Here is a 17,157-nt window from a genome sequence, read left to right on the forward strand (position 1 = left end):
TCAAGATCCCTTCTGGGCGGTGGCGAGGGCGGGCCGGCTGCTGAGCAGCTGGCGCACGGTGCTGGCGCAGCCACCGCAGCCGGTGGTCGCGCGGGTGGTGTCGCGGACCTGCTCCAGCGAGGAGCAGGCGCGGATCCGGCCGGCGGTGACGCCGGCACAGGCGCACACCTCGGCGTCGTCGGGTAGGCCCCCGACAACACGGGCGCCGTTGCCGCCGTCCCCGGACGGGGCAGGCAGCAGGAGGTCGCCGGGCTCGTGCGGACCGAGGACGGTCTGCCGGTCGAAGTGCTGGGTGATCAGGCCGACCCGGGACAGGTCGCCGACCAGGGTGGCGGCGACGATGCGGCCGTCACGGACGACGAGGCGGCGGTGCGACCCGGAGACCGGGTTCGCGACCTCGACCACCTCCCCGCCGGCGGCCAGCTCGGCCTCGGCGTCCCCGAGCACGGCGACGTCGAGGTCGGTGGCCCGCAGCCGGGCGACGATGCGCGCGCCGTCGTACTTCACGGCCTCGTCGCACAGGATCCCCGCGAGGACGCCCGCCTGCTCCCAGGCGGGCGGCACGAATCCGGTGGTGCGGCCGTCGTGCTCCACGCAGTCGCCGAGGGCGTGGACCGTCGGGTCGGTGACGCTGGCGAGCCGGTCGTCGACCACGATGCCGCGGCGGACCTCGAGGCCGGCGCCGCGGGCCAGCGCCGTCGAGGGGCGACCACCGGCGGTGAGCACGACCAGGTCGGTGTCGAGGGTGAAGCCGTTGTCGAGGCGCAGCGCCGGTCCGGCCGGGCCCTCGACGAGCCGGACGGCGCGGGCGCCGGTGTAGACAGCGACGCCGAGCCTCTTCAGGTCGCGGGCCAGGATCCGGCCCGCGGGGACGCTGATCTGCTGGTGGAGCAGGTGGTCGGCGCCCTCGACGACCTCGGTCTCGATCCCCCGCACACCCAGGGCGCGGGCCACCTGCAGTCCGAGCAGACCGCCGCCGACCACGACCGCGCGCCGGCTGGAGGGCAGCGCAGAGACCAGGCGCCGGCAGTCGGCGAGGGAGCGGAAGGCGTGGACCGCCTCGTGCAGCGAGCCGTCCATCCGGACCAGGCCGCGGATCGGCGGCAGCGACGGGATGCTGCCGGTGGCGAGCACCAGGACGTCGTACTCGACCAGGGTGCCGTCGACCAGCATCACGTCTTTGCGCTCCCGGTCGACGCCGAGGACGCGGGCCCCGAGGCGGAGGTCGACGCCGTTCTCCGCGTACCAGGCAGGGTTGCGCAGGGTGAGTGCCTCGGGGCGGTGCGTGCCCTCGAGGACCGCCGAGAGCAGGATCCGGTTGTACGGCGCGGTGTCCTCGTCGCCGAGGACGGTGATGTCCATCCGCGCGGGCGCGCTGCGGGCGACGAGCTCCTCGACCAGCCGGGTCGCGGCCATGCCGGAACCGACGACGACGAGCCGCGGTCGCGGCGCTCGGGGTCGGCTCTCGGTCATGGCCCTATCGAACGACAGCGACGTTTCGCGGCGGTGCGCCCGTGTTGCACGCAGATGTCAACGACTCCTCACGGCCTCACCGGTCGCACGGACGCACGGCGGCGGCCCCAGGGTGGGGGGCCTACCGTCTGTGCCATGGTGCAGCTTCCCGCGCGGGTGTCGCGGGCGACGTACGTCGCGGCGACGATCACGTTCGTCGCGTGGCTGCCCTTCCTGCGCCGGCCGTTGGAGTCCGACGAGAGCGGGTTCCTGCTGCTGGCGCGCCAGTGGGACCAGGGCAGCTCGCTGTACGGCGACCACTGGGTCGACCGGCCGCCGCTGCTGATCTGGATCTTCCGGCTCGCCGCGCACCTCGGGCCGATCGACCTGACCGCGGCCGGCACGGTGGCGCCGGGAGTGAAGCTGGTCGGCGCGACCGCGAGCGCGGCGGCCGTCGTGCTGGCGGGGGTGCTGGCTGCCCGGCTCGCGCCGGGTACCGGCCGGTGGTCGACCCGGATCGTGCCGTTGCTGGCCGCGGCGCTGCTGGCCAGTCCGTTGCTCGGGATGCCGGCCGCGAACGGCGAGGTCCTGGCGGCGCCGTTCGTGCTGCTCGGGGTGCTGTGCCTGGTCACCGCGATGGCCTCGCCGGCGGGGCGCCGGGGTGTGGTGCTCGCCGCCGGCGCCGGCGCGTCCGGGATGGCCGCCGCGCTGGTGAAGCAGAACATGGTGGACGTCTTCGTCCTCGCCCTGGTCCTGCTGCCGCTCTCGGCGGGACGGGTGCCCCAGCTGGGCCGGCGGGTGCTCGCGTTGGGCGGTGGGGCGGCGGCGGTGCTGGCCGTGGTGCTGGCCTCGGCGGCCCGCCGGGGGACGTCCCCGGCCGCCCTGTGGGACGCCGTGGTGGTGTTCCGGATCCACGCAGCCTCCGTGATCGGGTCGGAGGCGTCGCCGGCCACCGAGCACCGGATGACGCTGGTGGCGCTGGCGTTCGTCGCCAGCGGCGCCGCGATCACCCTCGCCTCGACAGCCTTCCTGGCAGCCCGCCGGGCGATCCGGGAGGGGCCGCGCTCGGCACCCCTGCCGCTCGCCGCCCTGGCGATGTCCGCGTGGGAGGTGCTCGGTGTCGCCGGGGGCGGCAGCTACTGGCTGCACTACCTGACCGGACTCGTCCCGGGGGTGGTGCTGCTCTCCAGCCTGGTCCGGCCCCGGGGACGGCGCCTCGTGCTGGTCGACCTGTGCCTGGCCGTCACCGCGGTCGCCTGCCTCACCGCGTGGGTGCACACGCTGGCCACGCCGATCGACGACGGCCTCGCCCGGGACGCCGAGGTCGCCGACTTCCTGCGCGCCCACGCGGATCCGGGCGACGGGGTCGTGGTGGCCTTCGGCCGGCCCAACATCGTCGCCGCGAGCGGACTGGACAGCCCGTACGCCCATCTGTGGAGCCTGCCGGTGCGGGTCCGGGACCCGCACCTCACCGAGCTGGCCGCCGTCCTCGAGTCCCCGGACGCACCTCGCTGGGTCGTGGTGTCCGGCGGCAGCCTCGCCAGCTGGGGCATCTCCTCCCCGCCGACCCAGGCGTACTTCGTGCGGAACTACCGCGAGCAGGCCCGGTTCGGCGAGCTGCGGGTCTGGGAGCGGGTGTCCGCCGGTGGTTGAGGTGCGAGGCCGCCCGCGGCCGAGCCTCGAAACCACCGGCCCTGCTGCCGGAAGGCTCGCTGATCAGGTACCGGCAGCCGACCCGGTGGTCTCGAGGCTCCTCGCTGGCGCTCGTCGCACCTCGACCACCGAGACGTCCGCCGCGCACACCTTGAACTCCGGCATCCGGCTCGACGGGTCGAGCGCGTCGTTGGTCAGCCGGTTGACGCCAACCCAGTGGAAGGGCACGAAGACGGTGTCCGGGCGGATCGTGGTGACGATCCGGGCCGGCGCCGACATCTCGCCGCGGCGGGTGCGGACCAGGACCGCCCGGCCCTCGACGGCGCCGATCCGGTCGGCGAGCATCGGGTGCAGCTCCACGAACGCGCCCTCGTCGGTCAGGTCGCGGATCCGCCGGGTCTGCGCCCCGGACTGGTACTGCGCGAGCACGCGGCCGGTCGTCAGGTGCAGCGGGTACGACGGGTCGGGCTCCTCCGCGGGCCCGGTGTAGGCCGGGACGAGGAAGCGGGCCCGGCCGTCCGGGGTGGCGAACTCGTCCGCGAACAGCCGCGGCGTGCCGGGGTGCTCGGGCGTGGGACACGGCCAGAACACCCCCTTCTCACGGACGATCCGGTCGTAGGAGATGCCGGCGTAGTCGGCCTTGCCGCCGGCCGACGCGCGGCCGAGCTCCTCGAAGATCTCCTCCGGCTCGGTCGCGAACGCGGCGGGCGAGCCCAGCCGCTCGGCCAGGCCGGCGATCACGTCGAGGTCGCTACGGACTCCCTCGGGCGGGGCGATCGCCTGTTGCCGCAGGATGACCCGGCCCTCCAGGTTGGTCATCGTGCCGGTCTCCTCCGCCCACTGCGTGACCGGGAGGACGACGTCGGCGAGCGCGGCCGTCTCGGACATCACGATGTCGCACACGACCAGCAGGTCGAGCGACTCGAGCCGCTGCGTGACCCGGGTGGCGTTCGGCGCGGAGACCACGATGTTGGAGCCGTGGACGAGCAGCGCCTTCGGCCCGCCGTCCTGGCCGAGGGAGTCGAGCAGCTCGTACGCCGACCGCCCCTTGCCCGGCAGCGAGTCGGGGTCGACTCCCCACACCTGCGCGACGTGGGCGCGGGCGGCGGGGTCGTCGATCATCCGGTAGCCGGGCAGCTGGTCGGCCTTCTGGCCGTGCTCGCGCCCGCCCTGGCCGTTGCCCTGGCCGGTGAGGCAGCCGTAGCCGGCGTACGGCCTGCCGGGCATGCCGAGGGCCAGCGCGACGTCGATCCAGCCCAGCACCGTGGCGGTGCCCTGGGCGTGCTGCTCGGCGCCGCGGGCGGTCAGCACCATCACCCGGTCGGCGCCGGCGAGCAGCGTGACCAGCGACCTCAGCTCGTCGGTCGCGACGCCGGTGGTCCGCTCGACCCGCTCGGGCCACCACGCCGCCGCAGCCCGTCGTACGTCGTCGAAGCCGGTGGTCCGCTCGGCCACGTAGGCCTCGTCGACGGCGCCCTGGGCGTCCAGCAGGTGCAGCACCCCCAGCGCCAGGGCGAGGTCGGTGCCGGGCACGGGCTGGAGGAAGAGGTCGGCGCGCTCGCCGGTCGGGGTGAGGCGCGGGTCGACGACCACGACCTTGCCGCCGCGCTCGCGCAGGCGGTCGAGGTGGCGCGCGGCTGGGGGCATGGTCTCGGCGAGGTTGGAGCCGACCAGCACGACCACGTCGGCCTGCTCGACGTCGACCAGCGGGAAGGGCAGCCCGCGATCGACACCGAAGGCCTGGTTGCCCGCGCTGGCCGCCGAGCTCATGCACCAGCGGCCGTTGTAGTCGATCTGGCTGGTACCCAGCGCCACCCGGGCGAACTTCCCCAGCTGGTAAGCCTTCTCGTTGGTGAGCCCGCCCCCGCCGAACACGGCGACCGCGTCCTTGCCGTGGGCCTCCTGGAGGGCGAGCAGTCGGGACGCGACCAGGTCGAGCGCCTCGTCCCACCCGACGGCGCGCAGCTCGCCGGTCGCGCGGTCGCGCACCAGCGGGAAGGTGAGCCGCTCCCGGCTGCCCCGCAGCCCGCCGGCGGTCCAGCCCTTGCGGCACAGCGCTCCCTCGTTGACCGGGAACTCCTCCCAGGCGCCGATCTCGATGCCGGCCCGGCCCTTGCGGGAGATCTGCATGCCGCACTGCAGGCTGCAGTAGGGGCAGTGGGACTGGGTCATGACGCCCATTCCACGCGACCTGCGTTGCACGTCGGGACCGGGCGGAGCACGCCGGCGTCAACGAGTCCTCACGGCCTCACGAGCGGTCTCACGGACCGGGCCCGGGTCCGGCGTACCCACGACGTGATGAGACCGTGGGAGCTCCTCGGAGAGGTCCCCCTACTCGCGCGGGGCCGCTCCTGACGCGTACGGAGGAGTGACCCCTGTGAAGCACCTGGACCCGACCCTGCAGCCGGTCTTCGAAGAGATCCTGGCCCGGAACCCCGGCGAGGCCGAGTTCCACCAGGCGACGCGCGAGCTGCTGGACAGCCTGGGGCCGGTCGTCGCACGACACCCCGAGTACACCGACGCCGCGATCATCCGCCGCGTGTGCGAGCCCGAGCGGCAGATCATCTTCCGGGTGCCGTGGGTCGACGACGCCGGCCAGGTCCAGCTCAACCGCGGCTTCCGGGTCGAGTTCAACTCCGCGCTCGGGCCGTACAAGGGGGGACTGCGCTTCCACCCGTCGGTCTACCTCGGCATCATCAAGTTCCTCGGCTTCGAGCAGATCTTCAAGAACGCCCTCACCGGCATGCCGATCGGCGGCGGCAAGGGCGGTTCGGACTTCGACCCGAAGGGCCGCAGCGACGCCGAGGTCATGCGGTTCTGCCAGTCCTTCATGACCGAGCTGTACCGCCACATCGGCGAGTACACCGACGTCCCCGCCGGTGACATCGGTGTCGGCGGCCGCGAGATCGGCTACCTGTTCGGGCAGTACAAGCGGATCACCAACCGCTACGAGTCGGGCGTGCTGACCGGCAAGGGCATCGGCTGGGGCGGCTCGCTCGTCCGCACCGAGGCGACCGGCTACGGCACGGTGTTCTTCGCAGGCGAGATCCTCAAGGCCCGGGGCAGCTCGTTCGACGGCAAGACCGTGGTCGTCTCCGGCTCCGGCAACGTCGCGACCTACGCCGCCGAGAAGGCCGCCGCGCTCGGCGCCACCGTGATCGCGTGCTCCGACTCGAGCGGGTACGTCGTCGACGAGAAGGGGCTCGACCTCGACCTGCTCAAGGAGGTCAAGCAGGTACGTCGCGAGCGGCTGTCGTCGTACGCCGAGGCTCGGGAGTCGGCCCGCTTCGTCGCCACCACGACGGGCGGTGCGGTCTGGGACGTGCCCTGCGACATCGCGCTCCCCTGTGCGACCCAGAACGAGCTGGACGGCGACCACGCGCTCGCGCTCGTCCGCAACGGCTGCACCGTCGTCGCCGAGGGCGCCAACATGCCGTGCACACCTGAGGCCGTGAAGGTGTTCGCCGAGGCCGGCGTCGCCTTCGCGCCGGGCAAGGCCGCCAATGCCGGCGGCGTCGCGACCAGCGCGCTGGAGATGCAGCAGAACGCGTCCCGCGACTCCTGGTCCTTCGCACACACCGAGGCCCGCCTGGAGGAGATCATGGTCGGCATCCACGCGCGCTGCCTCGAGACCGCGGACACGTACGGCGCTCCCGGCAACTACGTCGCTGGAGCCAACATCGCGGGGTTCATCCAGGTGGCCGACGCGATGCTGGCTCTCGGCGTCATCTGAGCGGGCGACGGTTCAATTACCGAATTTGTCGCGACCAGGCCGATCTGACGACGAATCCGGTAGTTGAACCGAGCGCAGGGCTCAGCTGAGGGCGCCGCCGTAGCTGGGCAGCTTGAGCCTGCGCTCGTAGTCACCGCCGACGAAGTCGGTGCTGCGGTTGCCGACGTTGAGGACGAAGGTCCAGCCCTGGGCGGCGTACTGGGCGCGGCAGCGCTGCTTGCCGTCCGCGATCGCCTCGCCGTGCCGGCGCCCGCAGATCCCGTCGTGGTGGTAGCCGGCCGCGTCGAGGGCCTGCGTCACGTTGGCGAGGCTGTCCTCGAAGCGGCCGGTGACGAACACGACCGCCATGCCGCGGCTCTGGGCCTTCCGGGTGAGCTTGAGGGTCCGCTTGACCGGCGCAGGCCAGGAGAAGTGGGTGGCCAGCGAGGTGTTGTCGATGTCGAGCACGACCGCCAGCCGCTTCTGGCCGCTGGCTGCACGCTCCGTGAGGTAGGCGCCCGGGCGCTTCTTCGCGTAGACGGCCCGGACGTCGGAGCGCCACTGGGCCGCTGAGGGCAGCGGCCCAGTGGCGCGTTCCGTGCTCGCGGACGCCAGGGACGTCGGGCACAGGACCAGCAGGAGGGCGAGGGCCAGGGTGCGCATCAGCCCATTCCAGCAGAGGGTCAGAGCCCGAGCCCGGCGTACCCCCGCTCGGTGGCCGACGACTTCCGCAGGAAGACCGCCCAGGTGATGACGGCGCAGACCCCGTAGAAGCAGGTGAAGACGATGAACGCGGTCTTCGTGGCCGCGAGCGGGTCGGTGACCCACGGGGAGCCGAAGGTGATCGGGATCAGGAAGCCGCCGATCGCGCCCACCGCCCCGATGATGCCGACGGCGGCGGAGGCGCTCTTGGTGCCGTCGAGCAGGGCGAGCTCGCGCTCGGGGGTGCCGGCCGCGGTGGCCCGCTCGGCGTCGGTGCGGAAGATCGCCGGGATCATCTTGTAGGTCGAGCCGTTGCCGATGCCGGTGCAGGCGAAGACGAACAAGAAGATGCCGAGGAACAGCGGGAACACGTCGGCGTTCGACTCGACCGCGGAGCGGACCGCGGCGGGGAACTGGAAGGCGGCCGGGTCGGCGGCGATCTTCGCCAGCGTCGCCTTGTCGGGTGCCGGCGGCAGCGGCTCGAGCATGCCGAGCGTGACCAGGATGCCGAGCGTGCCGAGCACCATGCCACCGAAGGCGAGCAGCGTGATCCGGCCCCCGCCGAACCGGTCGGCGAGGTAGCCGCCGAGCGGGCGGGCGACGGAGCCGACGAGCGCGCCGAGGAAGGCGTAGAAGGCGAAGTTGATGCCGATGCCGTGCACCGCGGGGACCGGCTGGCGCCAGAAGTTGAGCTTGATGAGCAGCGGCATCGCGGCCGAGTAGCCGATGAACGAGCCGAAGGTGCCGATGTAGAGGAAGGACATCACCCAGGTGTACTTGTGCTTGAGCACGCTCAGCTGCTGCCGGGTGTCCGTCTTGGCGTTGGAGAGGTTGTCCATCCGGAAGCAGGCGGCCAGCACGGCGACGACGGCCAGGGCGGCGTAAACGAACGCGGCCCGCTCGAGGTGGATCCCGCCCTCGCTGGCCTTGACCAGGCCGAAGATGCCGGCGCCACCGACGATCACCGGCAAGAAGAACTGGATGATGGCCACACCCAGGTTGCCGCCCGCTGCGTTGAGCCCGAGCGCGGCGCCCTTGAGGCGGGCGGGGTAGAAGAAGTTGATGTTCGCCATCGAGCTGGCGAAGTTGCCGCCGCCGAAGCCGGCGGTGGCCGCGACCACGCAGAACACCCCGTACGGCGTCCCGGGCTGGGTGACGAAGTAGGCGAAGCCCAGCGTCGGCACCAGCAGCATCGCCGCGCTGACCATCGTCCAGTTCCGGCCGCCGAACCTCCCGACCGCGAGGGTGTAGGGCACCCGGATCAGCGCACCGACCAGGTTCGGGATCGCGACCAGGAAGAACAGCTGCTGCGGCGTGAACGTGAAGCCCTGGGCCAACAGGAAGGCCGAGCTCACGCTCCAGATCAGCCACACCGAGAAGCCGAGGTGCTCGGCGAAGATCGACCAGAGCAGGTTGCGCTTGGCGATCGGCGCCCCGGTCGACTCCCAGAACTCGGGGTCCTCCGGACGCCAGTCGTCGATCCAGCGGCCCCTCCTCCGGCGCAGGGTCGCTTCGGGGGCACGGGCGGCGAGGTCGCCACCGCTGGGACTGGTGAGGGTCATCGCAGGCTCCTGACAGGGTCGGGTCCGGTTGATGACCCTGAGCCTGTGCGGCAGCGGTTTCGGCGTGGTGCGCCCGGAGATTTCGTCTCGTCAACTCCATCTCACGGGCTCACGCCCCTCACGGGTTCACGACGCGCCGCCCGTCCCGAGCGTGCGAGCGACCTGCCGCGCCCGGTCGCGGTCCATGAAGAAGAACTGCGCCGGCTTCTCCGCGATGCTCGTGCGCAGCTCGACGAGCGGCCCCCGGGTGCAGCCGAGCCGCTCGAGCAGACCGACCGAGGCGGCGTTGCGCGCGTCGGGCTCGAACACCAGACGACGGCAGCCCGGCAGGTGGGCGAGGAAGTCCAGCCCCGCGGCCAGGACCTCGGGGGTGCGGCCGGCCCGGCGCGGGTCGTCGGCGAGGAACAGGTGCACGCCCACGTCACCGGATGCGCGGTCGTACCACTCGCCGATCTCGTCGAGCTCCGGGTCGTAGGTATGCAGCAGGCCGAGCGGCTGGTGGTCGACGAGGAGCAGGTACGCCGCGAGGTGGGCCTGGTCCCGGATCCAGCCGTAGACGAGGGCGACCTCCTCGACCGTGTGGTCGCTCATCCCCCAGAACGCGGCCCGCGGCTGCGTCACCCAGGCATGCAGCAGGGCGGCGTCGGCGGTGGGGTCGACGGGACGGACGGTGACGCTCATGGGTGCTCCTGGGGACGCGTGAGCGGGAGGGTGCCGCCGGCGGCCCAGACCGCCTGCTGGTCGTGGTGGTGCGGGTCGGCCGGGTCGCCGGACGCGCCGAGTGGGACGACCCAGCGGCTGTCGCCGGCCAGGTCCCAGACCCAGCGGGCGACCGGGCCGTGCACACAGGCACCGGTGCCGCCTGTCGCACGCGTCGCGAGGACGCAGTCGTCGTCGCCGGAGACAGGAAGGGACGGCGGCGCGGTGCCGTCCGGAGCGGGGAGGCCGAGCTGCTGGTGCGGCGTGAGGGGCACGGCGCGGTGGTCGGTCCCCCAGGACGCGGGCTCCGGCCGGGCTGCGACCTGCTCCAGCGCGGCGGCCACGACCTGCAGCACATCGACGCCGAACGGCTTGTCGGCGGCGAGGATCGCGGGCAGGCACAGGCGGAGCCGGCCGCGCAGGTCGAACCACGGCGCGAACAGCTCTCCGTACGGCGATCCGTCGACGCCGGCGAGTGCCGGGGCGTCGCGCAGGCCCTCGACGACGGCGGCCCGGACCCGCGCGAACAGGGCGGCGTCGACGCTGTCGGCCCTCATCCGCCGGTCCCAGGCGAGCAGCCGCTCACGGAGCGCGGCGGGGGGCCCAGCCAGGTCGACGAGCCCGGCCACGGTGTCCAGGAGCCGCCCACCGGCGGTCTGCAGGTCGTCGGCGAGGACACCGGCGACGGTCTCGGGGGTGAGCGGGTCGTCGGCAGCCAGCTCGTCGAGCAGCTCGCGGATCCGCCGGGCACGGTAGGGCGGAGCGAAGTCGGCGCCGACCCGCGCGAACTCCGCGGTGGCGCGGTCGTTCGCGGTCACGAGCACCGGTCCGGTGCGCCGGGGCAGGTCGCGCACCCAGCCGCCGGTCCAGCGGCGGTCCGGCCCCCGTTCGGGGATCCGGCCGACGACGCGGTGCTCGCTCGCCCCGCGCCGGTCACCGACGACGAGGTTGTCGACCGGCCCGACCCAGCGGGCGAAGGCACCGGCGACGTCGGCAGCGGTGCGGGCCCGCAGCAGCGGCAGCAGGGCGTCGAGGCCCAGGTCCCCGAGGACGTACGACGGCGTGCGGAGGCTGTAGGTCCTCGGCTCGCCCGGCCCGCCGAGCACCACCGGCCCGCGGTCGGTGACGAGCACCTCGACCTCGCGCACGTCGTAGCGGCCCTCCTCGACCAGCACCCGCACCTGCTCGACCCGCCGCGCGACCGGCTCCCACCCGGAGACACCCCGGGCGACGACCACGTCCCCGTGGCGGACCAGCTCCTCGGCGTACACGTCCTCGTCGTCGGCCATCGCGTTGGTGATCCCCCACGCGACCTCGCCGGCGTGGCCGAAGTGCTGCACCCCGGGGACGCCGACGAAGCTGAGCCCGGCGACGTCGAACCGGTCGTCGGGGTCGGTGCAGACCAGGCGGACCTGGGCGTAGCAGCCGGGCGCCTCGATCACGCGGTGCGGGTCGCCGGCCAGGATCGGGAGCCCGCTCGCGGTCAGCGAGCCGTCGACCACCAGGGCGTTGCTGCCGCCGGGCAGGCCCTCCGTGCGGAACAGCGGGAGCCACTCCTCGCCCGCGGTCGCGGCGAGGTGGCGGCGCCAGAGCTGGCTCGGGAAGCCGGAGAAGAGCAGGTGCTGCACCGCGAACACCGCGAGGGGCGTCCACCGGCGCCAGGGGCGGGCGACGACCTCGTTCACCCCGTCCACGTAGGAGTCGACGAAGGCGCGGCTCTCGGTCGAGAGCGCGGCGTACGCACGGCGGGCGAGGTCGACGAGCAGCGCCCGGCGAGCCAGCACGTCCCACGCGAGCGCGGTCTCGCCGAAGACCTCGGCGCAGGTCCCCTCCGCCCGGCGGCGCTCGACCTCGAGCTGCCAGGCCCGGTCCTGCGCGGCGGCGCGGCCCTGCTCACGGGCGACGTCGAGCACGGAACCCCCGAAGACACTGGGGATCCCGCGCTCGTCCCGGACGATCACGGCTGCACCGCGGCCGGGTTGACCAGCGTCCCGGCGAAGATCAGGGACTCCGCCTGGTCGGTCAGGTCGACCATCTGCAGGGTGTTGCGCAGCTGGAGCCGGTTGAGGCAGCTGTGCCGGAACTCCGGCCGCAGCAGGTCGTACGCCGTCGCCGCCGCGGCGAGCTCCGGGTGGTCGGCCGCGTGCTCCTCGATGGTGGCCCGGACGATCGCCCAGAACTCCCCGGCCGGCAGCACCCCGTCCTCGTCGAGGATCGCGGCGACGAAGCGCAGCACCCCGTCGAACACGTCGGTGTGGATCGCCAGTGCCTTGACGTCGTCGGGGAAATCGCCGCGGATCCGCTCGACCTCGGTCGGCAACGGCAGCTCGCCCATCACGGCGACCTCCTCGCCGATGTCCTTCATGAACGCGCCGACCGGGACGTGGTCGCGCAGCCGCAGCAGCAGGTTCTCGCCGTGCGGCATGAAGGCCAGGTCGTAGGCGTGCAGGCAGTGCACGAGCGGGCGCAGGTAGGCGCGCAGGTAGGCCCGCGCCCAGGTCGCCGCATCGACCGGGGACGCCTTGATCCAGGCGGTGAGGAGCGCGTCGCCGTCCGCGTCGCGGTGCAGCAGCGCGGCCATGGTGGTCAGCTGCTCGCCGTCGGGGGTGCGCGGGACCGGGCTCTCGCGCCAGAGCGCCGCGATCATCTTGCGGTACGCCGAGGGGCCGGCCGCGCGGTGGAAGGCGTCGCCGGTGTACCCGATCGCGGCCAGCTCCCGGAGCACCTCGAACCCGCAGTCCTGCAGCTCCCGGTCGGCGCGAACGACGGAGGCGACCCAGTCGTTGATCGCCGGCGTCGCGGCCATGTAGGCGGGCGACAGCCCGCGCACGAAGCCCATGTTCTGGATGGCGAGCGCGGTCTTCACGTAGTGCCGCTCGGGGCGGCTCGCGTTGAAGAAGGTGCGGATCGACTGCTGCGGGCGGTGGTCGTCGTCGCCGGCGCCGAGGTGGACCAGGTCGCGGCGGGCGACGTCCGGGGCGAACGTGATCGCCAGCTTGTGCTGCCACTGCCACGGGTGGACCGGGAGGTAGAGGTAGTCCTGCGCCGCCAGGCCGAGGGCGGCGAGCCTGCTGGCGAAGCGCGCGCGGACGTCGGGCGCCAGCTCGCCGTCGTACAGCTCGGCTTCGGTGGTGTCGGCCGAAAGCGAGAGCCGGGTGAGCGAGCGGCGTGCGGCCAGCCAGTGCAGCCGAACCGGCTGTCCGGTCTCGGGCGCGTAGGCGCGGTAGTCGCCGAGGCTGAACCCGATCCGCCCGTTGTTGGCGACGAACGCGGGATGCCCCTCGGTCATCGCCGACTCGATCTCCTGGTAGCCCGCGTCGACCAGCTCGGCGACCGGGACCCTGCGGTGGTGCAGCTTCCAGGCGCCGGCGGCGAGGGTCGAGGCGAGCTCCTCCAGGTACGTCGGCAGCAGCTGATCGGGGATCCCCAGCGTGGGGGCCAGCTCGGCGACGAGCTCCTGGGCGTCCGGGGCCGCGGGCGCTCCGTCGCGGGTGCGCTCGATCGACGCCGGGTCGACGACCCAGTGCTCGAGCCGGTGGCGCCGCGCCGTGAAGGCGTACGACGACGGCCCGGCCTCGACCCGCCACCGGCCGGCTCCGGTGGCCGGGGTCGGCGTCAGCAGCCGCTCGTGTGCGAGCTCCCCCAGCGCCTTGGCCACCAGGTGCCGCTGGGCGCGGTCCATCAGCTCGGGTGTCAGGTGGTCGGTGGACGAGTGGAGCTCGTCGAGTAGTCCCGTCGCGAGGGACGAGCGACGGGACGTATCGAGACGCGGCAAGGCGTCTCGATACGCCGCTCGCTGGCGCTCGCGGCTACTCGACGACCAATCGGCGCGCGTGCAGACCGAAAGCACCGCGGTCTTGCCGGGCAGCTCGATCTCGCGGAGCTCGACGAAGCCCGCCGCGACGTTCTTGGCGCGGATCCCGTCGTTGCGGATATCCGGTTCGACGACGACCCGCTGGACGGCGGGATCGGCGAAGCAGTGCGCCATCACCGCGTCGAACACCGCAGTGGTGAGGCCACTGACCGGGGGGCCGTCCGGGGGCGCGACGAGGACGTGCATCCCGAGGTCGCCCTCGCCGACCTCGGGGAGGCCGGCCAACGGGGAGTGCGCCGGGTCGTAGGTCTCGGCCAGGAACGCCGGCCGGCCGTCGACCCGGCCCAGCCAGGCGTCGTGGTGCGGGTCGGCGACGATGCCGGCGTACTCCGCCCGGACGTCGTCGCGTCCGGCGCCCTGCATCATCCAGTACGCCGAGCGAGGGTGGGTGACCCAGGCGTGCAGCAGGTCGAGGTCGCGCTCGACGTCGAGCGGCTCGAGGGTGATCCCCGGACTCGTGCGCATCAGATGGCTCGCTTCAGGTGGTCGGGCACGCCGAAGGTCTGCACGGCGATCCGCTTCTCGACCGGGTACACCTCGCGGCCGAGCATGGCGGCCACGATGACCGAGTTGCGGTAGGGGCCCATGCCGAGGTCGGGTGCGAGCAGCGAGTGGGTGTGCTCCTCGGCGTTCTGCACGAAGACCTCGCCGCCGTTGACGTCCACCGAGTAGTCGGCGGCGACGTCGTAGCGGCCGCGGGCGTCGTACCGGATCCGGTCGCGGATGCCCTCGAGGAAGGCAGGCCGAGTGGGCGCGTACCCGGTGGCCAGCACCAGGCCGCCGGTGGTGAGGGAGAACCGCTCGCCGGTCTCGACGTGGAGCAGGTCCAGCTCGCTGCCGTCGTCGACCGGGCGGGCGGCACGGACCTCGGTGTGGGTGAGCAGCGTCGTGTTCGGGCCGACGCCGCTGACCCGCTGCTGGTAGTGCAGGTCGAAGATGGCGTCGACCAGGTCGCCGCTGATCCCCTTGAACAGGTGCCGCTGCTCGCGGGCCAGCCGGTCGCGGGTCTCGATCGGCAGCCTCCGGTGGTACTCGCCGTACTCGGGCGAGGTCATCTCCAGCGTGAGCTTCGTGTACTCCATCGGGAAGAACCGCGGGCTGCGCGTCAGCCACACCAGCTCGTAGCCGTGGTCGGGCGCCTCGGCCAGCAGGTCCTGGTAGACCTCGGCCGCGCTCTGGCCGCTGCCGACGACGGTGATCCGGTCCTGCCGCTGCAGCTCGGCCTTGCGGGCGAGGTAGTCGGCGGAGTGGGTGACGGTGCCGGAGGTCTCGAGGCTCGTCGCTGGCGCTCCTCGCACCTCGACCACCGGACCGCTCGTCGCTGGCGCTCCTCGCACCTCGACCACCGCACGGAGCGCATCGGGGACCCGGGGCGAGGTGCCGATCCCGAGGACGAGGCGGCGCGTGCGGTACGTCTCGCCGGTCGCGGAGGTGACCAGGTACGCCGTCCCGTCGTGCTCGACGCCGGTGACCTGCTGCCCGAACCGCACGGACGGCAGCCGCTCGGCGGCCCAGCGGCAGTAGTCGTCGTACTCCTTGCGCAGCGGGTAGAAGCTCTCGCGGATGTAGAACGGGTAGAGGTGACCGGCCTGCTTGAGGTAGCTGAGGAACGACCAGCGCGAGGTCGGGTCGGCCATCGTGACGAGGTCCGCGAGGAACGGGACCTGCAGGGGCGCGTCGTCCAGCAGCATCCCGGGGTGCCAGGAGAAGCGGTCGCGGGCTTCGAGGAAGACGCCGTCGAGGTCGTCGCTCGACCGGAGCGGGTCGGTGAGGCAGGCCAGTCCGAGGTTGAAGGGACCCAGGCCGATCCCGACGAAGTCGTGCGTGGTCACCGGGCCGCCTCCAGCTGCGCCGGTGCGAGCCGGGCGCCGGTCTCCCGGACGAGGTCGAGGACCGCCGTGATGTCCTCGAGTGTCGCCATCGGGTTGAGCAACGTGAGCTTGAGGTGCTGCACCCCGTCGACCTTCGTGGCCGCCACCATCGCCCGTCCCGACGCGTAGAGCGCCTCGCGGATCGCGTTGTTGAGCGCCGCGCTCTCCTTCTCCGCCAGCGGTGGACCGGGCGGGACATAGCGGAAGACGAGGGTGCTCAGCTCGGGGACGGCGGCGAACTCGAGCTCGCCGTGACCCCGCCGAGCGTGGTGGACCGCGGACGCGAGGTCGATCACCGCGTCGACGTACTGCCCGACCAGGTCGGGCCCCATCGTCCGCAGCGTCAGCCACAGCTTGAGCGCGTCGAAGCGGCGCGTGGTCTGCAGGCTCTTGTCGACCTGGTTGGGGTTCGTGGCCTCGCGCGGGTTGAGGTAGTCGGCGTGCCAGGTCGCCGGGCGCAGCGTCGCGCGGTCGCGGACCACGATCGCGCTCGACGACACCGGCTGGAAGAAGGTCTTGTGGAAGTCGATCGTCACCGAGTCAGCACGCTCGATCCCCTGGAGCCGGTCGCGACGGGTGGGCGAGACCAGCAGGCCGCCGCCGTACGCCGCGTCGACGTGGAGCCACGCGTCGTAGGCCAGGGCGAGGTCGGCGACCTGCTCGAGCGGGTCGATCGCGCCGAAGTCCGTCGTACCGGCGGTGGCGACGATCGCCATCGGCCGCAGCCCGAGGTCGGCGCAGGCGGCGAGCGAGCGCTCCAGCGCGGTCGGGTCCATCCGGTGCCGCTCGTCGGTCGGCACGCTGACGACGGACTCGTCGCCGAGCCCGAGCAGCCGCGCGGACTTCTGCACCGAGAAGTGGCTCTCGGCCGAGGCCAGGATCCGCAGCCGCTCCGCCGGCACCCGCTCGTGGCGGCCACGGGCGAGCAGCAGCCCCTGCAGGTTGGACTGGCTGCCGCCACTGGTGAACACGCCGTCGGCGTCTGCCCCGAACCCGATCCGCTGGGCGGCCCAGTCGATCAGCCGCCGCTCGATGAAGGTCGCGCCGACGCTCTGGTCGAAGGTGTCGAGCGAGCTGTTGACCGACGCGACGAACAGCTCGGCCAGCAGCGCGGGGACGACGACGGGGCAGTTGAGGTGCGCGGCGTACGACGGCTCGTGGAACCAGACCGCGTCGTCGAGCCACAGCCGCGACATCTCCGCGAGCACCTGACCGACGTCGGCGAGCGGCCGGTCGAGGTCGACCTCCGCGACCCGCTGCTCGGCCGCGGCCGGCGTGAGCCCGGTGGCCGGTCCGGCCACACCCTTGAGCTGGCGCAGGAGGTGGTCGAGCCCTCCGCCGAGCGTCGCGGCGTAGTGGTCGGCATGGTCGGGGTGGAACACGTGGTGCAGCGGGAGCTGGGGCATGGCAAGCACTCCTCATCCGAGATCAGGTAAGCCTTACCTAATCAGATCTTCACGTCATCTCCCAGCCCCCACCGAGGTGGCGCGCGTCACGCGAGCGACCGTTCGTCGCGCCGTACCGACCGCTGGTCGACAACCCCGACCCACTCGGCGCGCAGCCGGACCGCACCCCTCCCGGCGTCCGCACCACCGCTCCTAGCGTCGGAGATGTCCGTGACGCCCGTCACAT

At 73.0% G+C, this 17,157-nt stretch carries 11 protein-coding genes; 2 read left to right on the forward strand and 9 right to left on the reverse strand.

Annotated features, from left to right (window positions below; all coding sequences use genetic code 11):
- Positions 1-1,473 carry an FAD-dependent oxidoreductase gene (locus KU893_RS22895; protein ID WP_246592800.1) on the reverse strand — a complete coding sequence of 491 codons (1,473 nt, stop codon included), beginning with the start codon at positions 1,471-1,473 and terminating at the stop codon, positions 1-3.
- A 135-nt stretch (positions 1,474-1,608) separates the two neighbouring features.
- Here KU893_RS22895 and KU893_RS17230 point away from each other — a divergent pair, with 135 nt between their 5' ends.
- Positions 1,609-3,105 (forward strand): hypothetical protein, encoded by a 1,497-nt coding sequence (locus tag KU893_RS17230; protein ID WP_246592801.1) that lies wholly within the window; start codon positions 1,609-1,611, stop codon positions 3,103-3,105.
- A 63-nt stretch (positions 3,106-3,168) separates the two neighbouring features.
- On the opposite strand, the gene KU893_RS17235 is transcribed toward KU893_RS17230, so the two are convergent.
- A complete protein-coding gene (locus KU893_RS17235; protein WP_218235622.1) occupies positions 3,169-5,277 on the reverse strand; it encodes a molybdopterin oxidoreductase family protein in 2,109 nt (702 codons plus the stop codon).
- A 214-nt stretch (positions 5,278-5,491) separates the two neighbouring features.
- Here KU893_RS17235 and gdhA point away from each other — a divergent pair, with 214 nt between their 5' ends.
- A complete protein-coding gene (gene gdhA, locus KU893_RS17240) occupies positions 5,492-6,838 on the forward strand; it encodes an NADP-specific glutamate dehydrogenase (RefSeq protein ID WP_218235790.1) in 1,347 nt (448 codons plus the stop codon).
- Positions 6,839-6,919: 81 nt separating this feature from the next.
- On the opposite strand, the gene KU893_RS17245 is transcribed toward gdhA, so the two are convergent.
- From KU893_RS17245 to KU893_RS17275, 7 genes are all read right to left on the reverse strand, one after another.
- Complete coding sequence (locus KU893_RS17245; protein ID WP_218235623.1) at positions 6,920-7,480, reverse strand: HAD family acid phosphatase; 561 nt, start codon at positions 7,478-7,480, stop codon at positions 6,920-6,922.
- 20 nt (positions 7,481-7,500) lie between these two features.
- On the reverse strand, positions 7,501-9,081 hold the full coding sequence (locus tag KU893_RS17250) for an MFS transporter (RefSeq protein WP_218235624.1): 1,581 nt from the start codon (positions 9,079-9,081) through the stop codon (positions 7,501-7,503).
- 126 nt (positions 9,082-9,207) lie between these two features.
- Entirely contained in the window at positions 9,208-9,762 is a 555-nt protein-coding gene (locus KU893_RS17255) for a GNAT family N-acetyltransferase (protein WP_218235625.1), read from the reverse strand.
- Complete coding sequence (locus tag KU893_RS17260) at positions 9,759-11,741, reverse strand: penicillin acylase family protein (RefSeq protein WP_218235626.1); 1,983 nt, start codon at positions 11,739-11,741, stop codon at positions 9,759-9,761. The genes KU893_RS17255 and KU893_RS17260 overlap by 4 nt, the downstream gene beginning before the upstream one ends.
- Positions 11,738-14,119, reverse strand: coding sequence for a GNAT family N-acetyltransferase (locus KU893_RS17265; protein WP_218235627.1), 2,382 nt, complete (start codon positions 14,117-14,119; stop codon positions 11,738-11,740). Before KU893_RS17265 ends, KU893_RS17260 begins: the two co-directional genes overlap by 4 nt.
- On the reverse strand, positions 14,119-15,486 hold the full coding sequence (locus KU893_RS17270; RefSeq protein WP_218235628.1) for a lysine N(6)-hydroxylase/L-ornithine N(5)-oxygenase family protein: 1,368 nt from the start codon (positions 15,484-15,486) through the stop codon (positions 14,119-14,121). The genes KU893_RS17265 and KU893_RS17270 overlap by 1 nt, the downstream gene beginning before the upstream one ends.
- Positions 15,483-16,931, reverse strand: coding sequence for a pyridoxal phosphate-dependent decarboxylase family protein (locus KU893_RS17275; protein ID WP_218235629.1), 1,449 nt, complete (start codon positions 16,929-16,931; stop codon positions 15,483-15,485). Before KU893_RS17275 ends, KU893_RS17270 begins: the two co-directional genes overlap by 4 nt.
- Positions 16,932-17,157 lie beyond the last annotated feature (226 nt).

Origin of the sequence: Nocardioides daeguensis (assembly GCF_019192965.1) — a bacterium.
Classification (GTDB): domain Bacteria; phylum Actinomycetota; class Actinomycetes; order Propionibacteriales; family Nocardioidaceae; genus Nocardioides; species Nocardioides daeguensis.